Origin of the sequence: Acidovorax sp. 93 (assembly GCF_003633835.1) — a bacterium.
GTDB classification, from domain to species: Bacteria; Pseudomonadota; Gammaproteobacteria; order Burkholderiales; family Burkholderiaceae_C; genus Acidovorax; species Acidovorax facilis.
On the sequence record NZ_RBIT01000001.1, the window covers coordinates 3,121,838 to 3,135,410 of the forward strand.

General features: G+C 66.3%; 13 protein-coding genes. 10 read left to right on the forward strand and 3 right to left on the reverse strand.

Annotated elements, in window-relative coordinates; translation table 11 throughout:
- Nucleotides 1-67 precede the first annotated feature (67 nt).
- Nucleotides 68-2,248 carry an integrin gene (locus C8C93_RS14190; protein ID WP_158603271.1) on the reverse strand — a complete coding sequence of 727 codons (2,181 nt, stop codon included), beginning with the start codon at nucleotides 2,246-2,248 and terminating at the stop codon, nucleotides 68-70.
- Between the two features lie 398 nt (nucleotides 2,249-2,646).
- Entirely contained in the window at nucleotides 2,647-3,297 is a 651-nt protein-coding gene (locus tag C8C93_RS14195; protein ID WP_055402863.1) for a YitT family protein, read from the reverse strand.
- A gap of 311 nt (nucleotides 3,298-3,608) precedes the next feature.
- Here C8C93_RS14195 and C8C93_RS14200 point away from each other — a divergent pair, with 311 nt between their 5' ends.
- Complete coding sequence (locus C8C93_RS14200) at nucleotides 3,609-5,288, forward strand: SulP family inorganic anion transporter (RefSeq protein WP_121507333.1); 1,680 nt, start codon at nucleotides 3,609-3,611, stop codon at nucleotides 5,286-5,288.
- 141 nt (nucleotides 5,289-5,429) lie between these two features.
- Here C8C93_RS14200 and C8C93_RS14205 read toward each other — a convergent pair whose 3' ends face one another.
- Nucleotides 5,430-5,942, reverse strand: coding sequence for an outer membrane protein assembly factor BamE (locus C8C93_RS14205; protein WP_121507334.1), 513 nt, complete (start codon nucleotides 5,940-5,942; stop codon nucleotides 5,430-5,432).
- Nucleotides 5,943-6,019: 77 nt separating this feature from the next.
- On the opposite strand from C8C93_RS14205, the gene C8C93_RS14210 reads away from it, so the two are divergent.
- The 9 genes from C8C93_RS14210 (at nucleotide 6,020) to bioF (ending at nucleotide 13,549) form a co-directional block, all read left to right on the forward strand.
- Complete coding sequence (locus C8C93_RS14210) at nucleotides 6,020-6,226, forward strand: DUF3460 family protein (protein ID WP_055402867.1); 207 nt, start codon at nucleotides 6,020-6,022, stop codon at nucleotides 6,224-6,226.
- A 64-nt stretch (nucleotides 6,227-6,290) separates the two neighbouring features.
- Entirely contained in the window at nucleotides 6,291-7,154 is an 864-nt protein-coding gene (locus C8C93_RS14215) for a ScpA family protein (protein WP_199727031.1), read from the forward strand.
- Nucleotides 7,155-7,220: 66 nt separating this feature from the next.
- A complete protein-coding gene (gene nadB / locus C8C93_RS14220; protein ID WP_121507335.1) occupies nucleotides 7,221-8,810 on the forward strand; it encodes an L-aspartate oxidase in 1,590 nt (529 codons plus the stop codon).
- Complete coding sequence (gene queE, locus C8C93_RS14225) at nucleotides 8,807-9,442, forward strand: 7-carboxy-7-deazaguanine synthase (protein ID WP_121507336.1); 636 nt, start codon at nucleotides 8,807-8,809, stop codon at nucleotides 9,440-9,442. Before nadB ends, queE begins: the two co-directional genes overlap by 4 nt.
- A gap of 25 nt (nucleotides 9,443-9,467) precedes the next feature.
- Nucleotides 9,468-9,842, forward strand: coding sequence for a 6-carboxytetrahydropterin synthase (locus tag C8C93_RS14230; RefSeq protein WP_121507337.1), 375 nt, complete (start codon nucleotides 9,468-9,470; stop codon nucleotides 9,840-9,842).
- A gap of 62 nt (nucleotides 9,843-9,904) precedes the next feature.
- A complete protein-coding gene (panD, locus tag C8C93_RS14235) occupies nucleotides 9,905-10,285 on the forward strand; it encodes an aspartate 1-decarboxylase (protein WP_008903448.1) in 381 nt (126 codons plus the stop codon).
- A gap of 2 nt (nucleotides 10,286-10,287) precedes the next feature.
- Nucleotides 10,288-11,613 carry an adenosylmethionine--8-amino-7-oxononanoate transaminase gene (gene bioA / locus C8C93_RS14240; RefSeq protein ID WP_121507338.1) on the forward strand — a complete coding sequence of 442 codons (1,326 nt, stop codon included), beginning with the start codon at nucleotides 10,288-10,290 and terminating at the stop codon, nucleotides 11,611-11,613.
- On the forward strand, nucleotides 11,613-12,284 hold the full coding sequence (gene bioD / locus C8C93_RS14245) for a dethiobiotin synthase (RefSeq protein WP_121507339.1): 672 nt from the start codon (nucleotides 11,613-11,615) through the stop codon (nucleotides 12,282-12,284). Before bioA ends, bioD begins: the two co-directional genes overlap by 1 nt.
- On the forward strand, nucleotides 12,281-13,549 hold the full coding sequence (bioF, locus tag C8C93_RS14250; RefSeq protein WP_121507340.1) for an 8-amino-7-oxononanoate synthase: 1,269 nt from the start codon (nucleotides 12,281-12,283) through the stop codon (nucleotides 13,547-13,549). The genes bioD and bioF overlap by 4 nt, the downstream gene beginning before the upstream one ends.
- Nucleotides 13,550-13,573 lie beyond the last annotated feature (24 nt).

Here is a 13,573-nt window from a genome sequence, read left to right on the forward strand (position 1 = left end):
CTGAGCCCCTCGCCATCCGCCGATAGAGGAAGGGGCGGCATGTTGACTGCCGCCCTGAAGCAAGCTCTCAGTAAAGGTACACCGCGCCCGCGTTGGCGCTGCTTTCGTCCGACTGATTGCCCCCAATGCCAGTCGATCCACTGTCTTCGGTGGATGCCCCCACGGCCAGCGTAGTGCCGTCACCCGATATCGCCACACGTCCACCAAACCGGTCCCCAGCGCCCGTATTGGGTGCCTTCAGGTAGGCCTGTTGCGCCCAGGTGCCTGCGCTGCGGCGGAACACCAGCACAGCGCCCGCATCCGCTGCGGCGGTGTTGGCCGGGTCGCCATTGAATCCGCGCGCATTGCTGTCGTCGCGGTACGACGGCACGACCAGTGTGTTGCCATCGCTCGACATCGCCAGGTTGTTGCCAAACCGGTGGGGGGTACGGGTGTTGGAGGCTTTCAAGTACGCCTGTGACTGCCAGACGCCACCTGCGCGAATGAACACAAACACCGCGCCAGAGTTGAGTGCCAGGGTGTTGCTGGGTGGGGGCACGACGAAGGTGCCTGTGTAGTTGCTGCTGTCTCCATCCATGCCAACCGCCAGCGTGTTGCCGTCGCCTGACAGGATGACCGATACACCGAAGCGGTCCTGCGCCTTGGGACTGGGAGCCTTCAGATAGGCCTGCTGCGACCATGCCCCCGCATTGCGCTGGAACACGTAAGCCGCACCGGCATTGGCCAGGGTGTCGTCCGCAGGATCACTCGCCAAGGCGCTGCGCTCAAAGAACGCGCCCACCGCCAGGGTGTCGCCTGCGCCAGACAGGCTGAGGTAGATGCCGAAGAAATCTCCCGCGCCTGCATTGGAGGCCTTGAGGTAACTTTGCTGTGCCCAGCTGGTGCCCGTGCGGGCAAAGACGTAGGCAGCCCCGGACGCTGCATAGGCTCCATTGCCGTGTGTTCCGGTCAAGTCACCATCCTCGTTGTAGGCCCCCACCGCCAGGGTGTTGCCGTCGCTCGAGAGGGCTACGAATGAACCGAAAAGATCGTCGGCATCCGCGTTGTTCGCCTTGATGAATGCCTGCTGCGACCAGACGGCGCCCGTGCGGGCATATACATAGACGGCGCCTGAGTTGCTGGCCAGGTTGTTGGTGGCGGGCATCGTCGCAAACGTGCCCTTCTGGTCGCCGCTCTCGCCATCCGCGCCGATGGCCAGCGTGTTGCCGTCGGCCGACAAGGCCACGGCATTGCCAAAATAATCGTTGGCCTCGCCGTTGGGGGCCGCAATGCGCGCCTGCTGCGACCACGTGGCGCCGCTCTTCGTGAATACGTATACCGCCCCAGTGTTGCCACCCTCTCCATACGCCCCCACGGCCAGGGTGGTGCCGTTGCTGGACAAGGCCACGCGGTTGCCAAACCGGCCTTCGGAGGTGGTAGTCGATCCCTTGAAGTAGCCAATGGCACGCACCATGTCTGCCGCCATGGAGGTCGATGGGGCACTGCACCCGCCCGCGTTGCAGGCTTGCACGGTGTACGTCGCATTCACCCGAAGGTGCAGCAGCACCGGAACTGCGTAGGTCAGCCCGGTGGCCGCGGTCGACCCGATTTGCGCGGGTGCCAGCGGGCCCGCGCCGTCCGGGTCTTCGTACACCGTGTAGCGGGTTGCGCCGGGCGTCGAGGTCCACGAAAAGACCAATGCATTCGTCCCATAGGCAATCCCCAGGCCACCCGGCGTGGGGGGAGCCGGTGGAGGGGGGGGAGCAGGAGGCGGAGGCGATGAGACGGTGCTGCAACGCACTCTCACTTGGGTCACGGGCGCCACGACAACCCCGGTGCCAGCCTCTACTGTGCAAACCTGATTCGCAGGCTGCAGATGTACCGTCACGGCGTAAGAGCTGCCATGGGTCAGCGGTGAGGCAAACCCGAAAACGCCATTGGTGGCCACCAACAGATCCGCAGCGCCGTTGAGCCGCAACGTCACCACGCCCAGCAGGCCCGTGATCGATCCACCGACGGTGTAGGTATTGGTGGTGCATGTCACCAAGATGTTGGTAACCGGGCCTGCCACCACACCCGAACCGTTTTCCACAACACAGGTCTGCCCGGCGGGCTGGGTACGCACAACAATGTTGTAGGCCTGGCCCTGCAAAACGTTGGTGGCATAGCTGCCGTTCGCCGTGATGGTCAGCTCCGCCTCCGTGCCATTGGCCAGGACGAGCGTGCCCACCAGCCCCGTCACAGTGCCGCCCACAGCATGTTGCGCCACGGGCGGGGGCGGTGGGGGCGCAGCAGGGTCTTCGCCACCGCCGCAGGCCATCAAGACTCCGCTCGCAATCAGAAGAAGCAGCCTTGCCGCCCCACCAAGCCTCGCCCACAGTGCTTCAGCGCTGGCGGAATAAGTTCGGTACATCAAGGGTTCTCCGGGCATGTGAACGGGGTGGGCACTTCACCCATTCAGGAGGCACGGGCGAGCCCGGCGTCCCTCGTGCGGGCGCAGGCGGGGTGCCACGAACTCTATGGTGGGTGGACGCGCAAACACACCCCCACTGAAGCAGGGTTGACGGGTGCAATGGAGTCGCGCAGGGGCGTTCGGCGGGAGCTCAGGCCGCTGAGGACTCGGTCACGATCGGAGACAGGCGGCCGTCGCGCTGGCGGCCCCGTCCCTCAGTGCCCCACGTAGCGCCCTGGCCGGTGGCTGATCCACAAGAACCCGCTCATCACCAGCACGGCCAGCACCGAATACGCCACACGCTCGACCGGCACCACGAACAGCGCCAGCAGCACCACCGAGCCGTCGATCATCATCTGCACCTTGCCCGCCCGCATGCCATAGCGGCTTTGCAGGTACAGCGACACCACCGTGGCACCGCCCAGGCTGGAGCGGTGGCGCGCCAGAAACAAACAGCCCGTGCCCAGCAGCAGCCCGCCCAGCAGCGAGGCGAACAGCGGGTTCAGGTAGTCCACATGCATCACGTGCGGAAACAGCTCGGTCAGCAGCGACAGCAGGCCCACGCAGACAAAGGTCTTGATGGTGAACTCGTGGCCCATGCGCGTCCAGGCAAACCAGTAGAACGGCAGATTGACCACAAAAAACAGCTTGCCGAACGAAATGCCCGTGACGTAGTGCAGCAAAAACGCCACGCCCGCGGTGCCGCCCACCAGCAGGCCCGCCTGGTTGAAAAGCATGAGCGCCATGGCCACAAACAAGGTGCCCGCGAACAGGGCCTGCGCGTCTTCGAACAGGCCGTGGCGCAGCGATGGCGGGGGGGACATTTCGGGCGTCGGCATGGCAGGAGGGTGAACGGTGTCGGGCATGGGAGCAGGTGGGGATGCAGTGCACCACAACTAGCAAGCAACGCGCCAGTGCGCAGGGGCTGCTTTCCCTTGCCAGTCTTGGCAGATTTCAGGCATTTTTGTCATCCATCGGTTATACAGCAAGCGTCAATAGCTATTAAATTAGGAGCAAATTCGGTACGACACCGACATGGAGCTGAAGCTATCGAAGTTGCGGAGGCTCTGTTTGTGGCCCTGTTGTGGCGCTATTGCAGCGCCGGTGTGACGCCATCGGGCCGTCGGGATCGCCATCGGTTGCACTTCAAGAAGCGCTCACTACACTGGTTGCCTCCATGCCGTTTTCGCCCGCCTTTCGCCCCCGCCTGATCGACGCCCTGCGCGGCTACACCAAGAGCCGCTGGCTGGCCGACGTGGGTGCGGGGGTCACGGTGGGCATTGTGGCGCTGCCGCTGGCCATGGCGTTTGCGATTGCCAGTGGCCTCAAGCCCGAGGCGGGGCTGTGGACGGCCATCATTGCGGGCTTCCTCATCTCGGCCCTGGGGGGCGCCAACGCGCAGATTGGTGGGCCGGCGGGCGCGTTCATCGTGATCGTCTACGGCATTGTGGAGCGCTATGGCGTGGCCAATCTGCTGATCTCTACCGCCTGCGCGGGCGTGATTCTGGTGCTGCTGGGGTTGTTTCGCCTGGGCACGCTGGTGCGGTTTGTGCCGGTCAGCATCGTGATCGGCTTTACCAACGGCATTGCGGTGCTGATTGCGCTGTCACAGGTGAAAGACTGGCTGGGCTTGTCGATTGACCGCATGCCGGGCAACTTCTTCTCGCAGGTGAGCACGCTGGCGCAGCACATCGGCACCTTCAACCCCTATGCGTTCGGGCTGGGGCTGGCGTGTGTGGCGCTACTGTTCCTCTGGCCACGGCTGTTCCTCAAGGGCTCGCCGGTGATCCGGCTCATGGAGGGGTATACGGTGCGCCGGTTTGCCCGGGTGCCCGCACCCGTGGTGGCGCTGGTGGCGCTGAGCCTGCTGGCCTGGGGGCTCAGGTTTCCGGTGGAGACCATCGGCTCGCGCTTTGGAGGCATTCCGCAGGCGCTGCCGGTGTTTGCGCTGCCCGATTTTTCGTGGGAGACGGTGCGGCTGCTGGTCACCCCCACACTCACCATCGCGTTGCTGGGTGCCATCGAGTCGCTGCTGTGCGCCCGCGTGGCCGACCAGCTGGCCACCGACCCGCACCACAAAAAACACGACCCCAACCAGGAGCTGATGGCCCAGGGCGCGGCCAACATGATCGTGCCGTTTTTCGGCGGCATGCCGGCCACCGGCACCATTGCGCGCACGGTGACCAATATCCGCGCGGGCGCCACCTCGCCGGTGGCAGGCATGGTGCATGCACTCACGCTGCTGGCGATCGTGCTGGTGGCTGCGCCGCTGGCGCTGCACATTCCGCTGGCGGTGCTGGCGGGCATCTTGCTGTTTGTGGCCTGGAACATGGGCGAGTGGCACGAGTTTGTGCGGCTCAAGCATTTCAGCAACCACTATCGGCTGCTGATGCTGGGCACGTTTTTCCTCACGGTGGTGTTCGACCTCACGGTGGCGGTGGAGGTGGGCCTGTTCATGGCCTGCGCGCTGTTTGTGCGGCGCATGAGCGGGTTGTTTCGCGCGGTGCGCGAGCCCGAGCCCACTCCTCCACCGCCGAGCGCTGCGCCGGGCCAGCGCACTGTGGCCCGCTGGCGCCTGCACGGCGCGCTGTTTTTTGGTGCAGCCGCCAAGATCGACCCCATCGTGCAGGCGGTGGAAACCGGCCCGCCCGGCATGGATGTGGTGCTGGACGCCTGCGAGCTGGTGGCGCTGGACACGACCGGGCTGGATGCGCTGGAGCAGATCCTCAAAGCCGTGGCAGCGCGCGGTGGGCGCATGTCGGTGGTGAACCTGCACGAGCAGCCACGCTCGCTGATCGAGCGATCGGGCTTTGCCGACCGGCTGGCCGCCCAGGGCGGCGCCAGCGTGGATGTGTAGTTGTCGGCAGGGCGCGGGGCAACCGCTTAGAGCGGCTAACACAACCCAGCGCAGCGGCCCTGGCTAGGCGTTCCGTCGCAGGCAGTACGAGAGGTACGACAAGACGGGACAACGACGCCAGGGGGGTTGTGTTAGCCGCTCTTACTTGCCGCCCTTGAACTCCGGCGCGTCCAGGTCGGCCCCCGTCTGCGTGCGCAGCACCACGAGGTCAGGCCCATGGACCACCGTGAACACCTTGGCCTGGTTGCGCGCCTCCAGATAGCGCCAGTCCACCCAGGTCTCTTTCTTCAGCTCGTAGGGCGTGGCCTTTGCGGGTTTGCCCAGCAGGCGGCGCACCTCATCCATGCGCATGCCAGGCACGACGCGCGCAAAGGTTTCGGGCGTGAGCACCTGGCGCAGCGCGATCATGCGGCCGTCGGGGCCGATGGTGATCATGTAGTTGACCTGGCCTGCGGGCTGGCGGTTGTATTCGAAGGTGCGGGCACCGCCGGGCTCGTCCCACACGTTCTCGGGGGCGCCAAAGCGGTCACGCACATCGGCTTCGGTCGATACGCCCTCCTTCAGTTCACTGATGCGTTGCGGGTCGCAGGCAGTGAGCACCAGCAGGGAAAAGGTGGCGGCCGCCAGGGCAGCGGCGCGATATATCAAGCGCATAAATTCGTCCCGGTAAAATCTTGAACCTTTGGTGCGTCACTGTGCCTGATGCGTTCCAAGAAAGAGATTCACAGTCCATGTCTATTTTCCGCCGCCCCGATTACCAATCCGACGCCACCCAGTTCATCAACCAGCTCAAGGCCAGCCGCCCCGAACTGGAAAGCCAGCAGCTGGCAGGCCGTGCCCTGCTGTGGGACAAGAAGGTGGACCGCAGCATCTGGACCGAGTACCGCGAAGGCCAGGTGGAGCAAAAGCCGTACGTCTACCAGACCAACGCAGATTAAGCATCAAAATGGCCTCTAGCGCTTATACAACAAGCGCTATAAGCTCATTTTTTTATAGCAAATCATGACCACAGCGAACGAAGCCGAAGTGGCCGATTCGCCGGATCTGTCCGCGCTGGACGCGGCGGGCATGCCCGTGGTGGTCGACCAGGTGGCGCTGGCACGCCTGTACGGCGAGCCGCTGTTTGCGCTGCCGCAAGACCTGTACATCCCGCCCGATGCGCTCGAAGTCTTCCTCGAAGCCTTCGAAGGCCCGCTCGATTTGCTGCTGTACCTGATCCGCAAGCAGAACTTCAACATCCTCGACATCCCCATGGTGGGGGTCACCAAGCAGTACCTGGCGTATGTGGACGAGATCCGCAGCCGCAACCTGGAGCTGGCGGCCGAGTATTTGCTGATGGCGGCGATGCTCATCGAGATCAAGTCGCGCATGCTGCTGCCGCCCAAGAAGCAGGAAGGCGGCGAGGAGCCCGAAGACCCCCGCGCCGAGCTGGTGCGCCGCCTGCTCGAATACGAGCAAATGAAGATGGCGGCCATGCGCCTGTCGCACATGCCGCAGTACGGCCGCGACTTCCTGAAGGCCCAGGTCTACATCGAACAAAGCCTGCAGCCGCGCTTTCCAGACGTGCACGTGGTGGAGCTGCAGGACGCCTGGCGCGACATCCTCAAACGCGCCAAGCTTGTGCAGCACCACAAGATCACGCGCGAGGAACTCTCGGTGCGCGAATACATGAGCATGGTGCTCAAAACGCTGCAGGGCCGCCGCTTTGTGGAGTTTGAAGAACTCTTCGAGCCCGAAAAAGGCAGCACCGTGCTGGTGGTGACCTTCATCGCCCTGCTGGAGCTGGCCAAAGAGACGCTGATCGAGATCACGCAGGCCGAGGCTTTTGCCCCCATTTACGTGCGCCTCGCTTACACGCCGGTCTAGGCTGACTCCCCTGTTCACCGCCCTGGCCGGTGGCCGTGGCGTTACCCCTTTCTTCACCCGCAAGCCATGGCATCCCACGACTTCGACGTTCTCATCGTAGGCAGCGGCCTCGCTGGCCTCTCGGCTGCCTTGCACCTGGCGCCCTCCCTCCGCGTGGCCGTCATCACCAAGCGCACGCTGCAGGATGGATCAAGCGGCTGGGCCCAGGGCGGCATTGCCGCCGTGCTGGCTGACGACGACAGCTTTGCAGCGCACATCGAAGACACGCTGGTGGCCGGTGCGGGCCTGTGCGACCTGGCCACCACACGCTTTGTGGTGGAGAACGCGCCCGCATCGATTACCTGGCTGCGCGAGCTGGGTGTGCCATTCACGCTCGAAGGCGACCAGCTGCACCTGACGCGCGAAGGCGGCCACAGCGCGCGCCGCATTGCCCACGTGACCGACGCCACCGGCGCGGCCGTGCAGCGCACACTGATCGACGTGGTGCGCAGCACGCCCGGCATCACGCTGTTTGAGCAGCACACGCTGGTGGACCTGATCACCACGCGCAAGCTGGGCCTGCCTGGCAACCGCTGCCTGGGGCTCTATGCGCTCGACAGCGACACCGACGAGGTCGTCACCTTCCGCGCGCCGCAAACCATCCTGGCCACGGGCGGCGCGGGCAAGGTGTACCTGTACACCACCAACCCCGACACCGCCACGGGCGACGGCATTGCCGCCGCCTGGCGCGCGGGCTGTCGTGTGGCGAACATGGAGTTCATCCAGTTCCACCCCACGGGCCTCTACCACCCGCACGAAAAGTCCTTCCTCATCAGCGAGGCCGTGCGCGGCGAGGGCGGGCAACTCAAGCTGCCCCCCTCGGCCGGCGGCATCCGCTTCATGCTGGACCACGACCCGCGCGCCGAACTGGCCCCGCGCGACGTGGTGGCCCGCGCCATCGACTTCGAGATGAAAAAACACGGCCTCGACTGCGTGCACCTGGACATCTCGCACCAGAGCCCCGCGTTTTTGCAGGAGCACTTTCCCAACATCCTCGCGCACTGCGCGTCGCTGGGCATCGACATCACCAAGGAGCCCATCCCCGTGGTGCCTACGGCCCACTTCACCTGCGGCGGCGTGCTGACCGACCTGGCGGGCCGCACCGACCTGCCCGGCCTGTTTGCCGTGGGCGAGGTGGCCTGCACCGGCCTGCATGGCGCCAACCGGCTGGCCAGCAACTCGCTGCTCGAATGCATGGTGTTCGCCCGCGCCGCCGCGCAGGCCATCGCTGCAGCCCCGACCACAGAACTGCCCACCGTGCCCGCCTGGGACGACAGCCGCGTGACCGATGCGGATGAATCCGTCGTCATCTCCCACAACTGGGACGAGCTGCGCCGCTTCATGTGGGACTACGTGGGCATCGTGCGCACCAACAAGCGGCTGGAGCGCGCCGCGCACCGTATTGCGATGCTGCAGGGCGAGATCCAGGAGTTCTACGCCCACTTCCATGTCACACGCGACCTGCTGGAGCTGCGCAACCTGGTGCAGGTGGCCGACCTGATCGTGAAAAGCGCCCAGCTGCGCCGCGAAAGCCGGGGCCTGCACTACAGCCGCGACTATCCCGACATGGCGGCCCCCGCTGCCCCCACCCTCTTAGTCCCTCCGGTGCCGCGATGACCTACAGCGTCAAAGAAATTTTCTACACCCTGCAAGGCGAAGGCGGCCAGGCGGGCACACCCGCCGTGTTCTGCCGCTTTGCAGGCTGCAACCTCTGGACGGGCCGCGAGCAGGACCGCGCGCAGGCCATCTGCCAGTTCTGCGACACCGACTTTGTGGGCACCGACGGCACGCTGGGCGGCAAGTTCGAAACGGCCACGGCACTGGCGGAATTGATCGCCGCCCAATGGCCTGCAGGCGCGGGCCACCGCTTGGTGGTGCTGACCGGCGGCGAGCCCCTCCTGCAGGTCGATACGGCGCTCATCGACGCACTGCACGCGCAGCAATTCCGCATCGCTGTGGAAAGCAATGGCACCGTGGCCGCGCCCGAGGGCATCGACTGGTTGTGCATCAGCCCCAAGGCGGGTGCCCCGTGGGTACAACGCAGCGGGCAGGAACTGAAGCTCGTGTGGCCCCAGCCGGGCTTTGACCTGCAGGCGCTGGAGCAGGACACGCAGTTCACCCACCGCTTTCTGCAGCCCATGGACGGCCTGCTGCAGCGCCAGAACACTGCCGCCTGCATTGACGCCTGCCTGGCCCACCCCGCATGGCGATTGAGCCTGCAAACCCACAAGCTCACCGGCATCCGGTGAGCGGCTTTCTTTTCTTGGTTCCCGTATGTTGTTCACCATCTCCCAGCGCTTCTTCTTCGACGCCGCCCACACCCTGCGCCGCGAAATCGAGGCCGAAGGCAGCCGCCGCGTGCACGGCCACACCTACCACGCCGAAGTCTTTTTGAGCGGCCCACGCGACCCCGCCACTGGCATGGTGCTGGACCTGGGCCTGCTGCGCCAGGGCCTGGCCGTGGTGCGCGAGCAGCTGGACCACCACATGCTCGACGACGTGCCCGGCCTGGGCACGCCGACGCTGGAGAACCTGTGCGTTTTCATCGCCCAGGCGCTGCCCGCCGACCTGCGCGCCAGCGTGAGCCGCGTGCGCGTGTGGCGCGAAGCGCTGGGCGACAGCTGCGTGCTGGACTTTCCGCAGCCCTGACCGACCAAGGCCCTGCCACCGGCAGACCCTCCCCCATTCACAGACTTCACTGAAGGAAGCCGATGTTCCGCACCCTGCTCAAATCCAAGATCCACCGCGTGGCCGTGACCCAGTGCGAGCTGCACTACGAAGGCTCGTGCGCCATCGACGAAGACCTGCTGGACGCCGCCAACATCGCAGAGAACGAGCAGATCCACATCTGGAACATCAACAACGGCGAGCGCTTCGTCACCTATGCCATCAAGGGCCAGCGCGGCAGCGGCATGATCTCGGTGAACGGCTCGGCCGCACGCCGCGCAGCCGCAGGCGACCTCATCATCATTGCTGCCTTTGCGCAGGTGCATGAAGACCAGGTGGGCACGCACCAGCCTCAGTTGGTCTTCGTGGACGAGCACAACCGCCAGACCGAGCTGCGCCACGCCGTACCCACCCAGGGCGTCTGACCATGCAGCCCACGCACGACGGACTCGTGGCCCGCAGCCTCGCCAGCGTCTGGCACCCCTGCACCCAGATGAAGCGGCACGAAACCCAGCCGCCCGTGGCCATTGCGCGCGCCCAGGGCCCGTGGCTCTACGGCACCGATGGGAAGCGCTACCTGGACGGCATCAGCTCCTGGTGGGTCAACCTGTTCGGCCACAGCCACCCACACATCCAAGCCGCGCTGGTGGACCAGCTGGGCAAGCTCGACCACGTGATGCTGGCGGGCTTCACCCATGCGCCTGTGGTGGAGTTGTCCGAGCGCCTGGCCGCACTCACCGGACTGGGCCACGCGTTCTACGGCAGCGACGGCGCAGCCGCCACCGAGATCGCGCTGAAGATGAGCGCGCACTACTGGCGCAACACAGGCCGCCCCGCCAAAAGCCGCTTTGTAGGCCTGGCCGGCGGCTACCACGGCGAGACCGTGGGCGCACTCGCTGTGACCGACATTGCGATCTTCCGCGAGGCCTATGCACCACTGGTGCGTTTGGCCGATACCGTGCCCAGCCCCGATGCGCGCAATGCAGCCCCTGGCGAAACCGCGCAGGACGTGGCCCGGCGCGCCGCCGCCGCGCTGGAGACCTGGCTGCAGGAGCACCACACCACCACCGCCGCATTCATTGTTGAACCGCTGGTGCAATGTGCTGCGGGCATGGCCATGCACGACCCCGACTACCTGCGCCTGGCGCGCGCGCTGTGCAGCCGCTATGACGTGCACCTGGTGGTGGACGAGATCGCCGTAGGCTTTGGCCGCACGGGCACGATGTTCGCGCACCAGCAGGCGGGCATCCGGCCGGATTTCATTTGTCTGTCCAAGGGCCTCACGGGTGGCACGCTGCCGCTCTCGGCCGTGCTGACCACGGATGTGGTGTACGCGGCGTTCTACGACGACGATGTGGCACGCGGCTTTCTGCATTCGCACTCGTACACCGGCAACCCCCTGGCCTGCCGCGCGGCGCTGGCAACGCTGGAACTGTTCGACCTGCTGGATGCGCTGAATGCCAACAAGGCACTGGTGCAACGCATCGATGCGGCGTGCGCACCCTTGGCACAGCATCCACGTGTGCGCCATGCGCGCAGCCTCGGAATGATCTGGGCCTGGGATGTGGACACCACGCTGCCCGACTTTTCCCGCCGCTACCACCAGCACGCCATGGCGCGGGGGCTGGTGCTGCGGCCCATCGGCAAGACGCTGTATGCCATGCCGCCCTACGTGCTCGACGACGAAGCCGTGCAATGCCTGGCCAGCGGCGCGCTCGCTGCGCTGAACGCCACGCTGCAAGAGGAGAATTGATGATTGGATGTTTTGTCACCGGCACCGACACCGGCGTCGGCAAGACGCTGGTGTCCACCGGCCTGCTGCACGCCCTGGCGCCGCACCACCGCCGTGTGGTCGGCATGAAGCCCGTGGCGGCCGGCGTGGTGCCCTGGGGCGAGGACTGGGCCAGCGAAGACGCGATCGCGCTGCGCTCGGCCTCCACCCTGGCCGTCGCACCCGAGCTGGACAACCCCGTGCTGCTGCTCGACCCGTTGTCGCCCCACATTGCGGCCGAACGTGCCGGGGTGCAGATTGATATCGCGGCCATCGTGCGCAGCTACCAGGCGCTGGCCGCCCAGGCGGATGCCGTGGTGGTGGAGGGCGCGGGCGGTTTTCATGTGCCACTGACCGACACCCAGACCGGTGCCGACCTGGCCCAGGCCCTGGCCCTGCCCGTGGTGCTGGTGGTGGGTTTACGGCTGGGCTGCCTCAGCCATGCGTTGCTGACTGCCGAGGCCATCCGGGCGCGTGGCCTCGTGCTGGTGGGTTGGGTGGCCAACCGTGTGGACCCCGAGATGGAGGCCGCTGACGAGAACATCGCCTACCTGCGTGCGCGCCTGGGCGTGCCGCTGCTGGCCGAGGTGCCGTACCAGGACCTTCCCGATGCGCGCAGCCTGGTGTTTGAACTGCCCGGGGAATGGCTATGACGCAGGAATCCCACCCCACCTCCTGGCTCGACGAGATCCCGGGGCGCCTGGCCGACATCGAGCGCGCCCACCTGCTGCGCCGCCGCCGCGTGGTGCAACCCGCGGGCGGTGCCCACCTGCTGGTGGACGGCCAGCCCATGCTGGCCTTTTGCAGCAACGACTACCTGGGCCTGGCCGGCCACCCCGCGCTGGCCGAGGCCGCTCGGGACGCCACGCACACCTTTGGCGTGGGCTCGGGCGGCTCGCCCCTGGTCAGCGGCCACAGCGCCGCCAACGATGCGCTGGAGCGCGACCTGGCCGCCTTTGTGCAGCTACCCCGTGCGCTGTACTTCTACGCGGGCTACGCCACCAACGCCGGCATCATCCCCGCGCTGGTGGGCGATGGCGATGCGCTGTTCTCCGACGCGCTCAACCACGCCTGCCTGATCGATGGCGCGCGCCTGTCGCGCGCCACCATCCACCGCTACGCCCACGCCGACCTGGCCGCGCTGGAGACTGCTCTGGCCGCCAGCCCTGCACGGCGCAAGCTGGTGGTCAGCGATGCGGTGTTCAGCATGGATGGCGACCTGATCGACATCCCCGCCCTGCTGGCGCTGTGCGAGCGCTACGACGCGCTGCTGCTGCTGGACGACGCCCATGGTTTTGGCGTGCTCGGCCCCCAAGGGCGCGGTAGCCTGGCGCAAGCGGGCCTGACGGGCACCACCGCCTCGCGCCGCGTGCTCTACATGGCCACGCTGGGCAAGGCGGCGGGCGTGGCGGGCGCCTTTGTGGCGGGTGATGCTGCACTCATTGAATGGCTGCTGCAAAAGACCCGCACCTACATCTTTGCCACGGCCGCACCACCCCTGCTGGCAAGTGCATTGCGCAAAAGCCTGGAGCTGATCGCGACTGCGGACGACCTGCGAGAGGGGCTTTGCAAGCGCATTGCGCAACTGCGCGAAGGCCTGGCCGCGCTGCCCCCGGAACTGGGCTGGCACCTGCTGCCATCCCACACGGCGGTGCAGGCGCTCGTCATCGGCAGCAACGAAGCGGCCCTGGCCGCGATGGAAAGCCTGCGCCAGCGGGGCCTGTGGGTGCCCGCCATCCGCCCGCCCACGGTGCCCGTGGGTACGGCCCGGTTGCGCATTGCGCTATCGGCCGCGCACACGGCGGCGGATGTGGAGGCGTTGCTGGCAGCGCTGGCGGCACATGCCGCCGACTGCGTGGTGGCTCTTCACCAAAAAACCGAAGACACCAGCGTGGCGCCTGCGGCCGCTACAGCCTGACTATGGCCTGAACATCGACCTGCG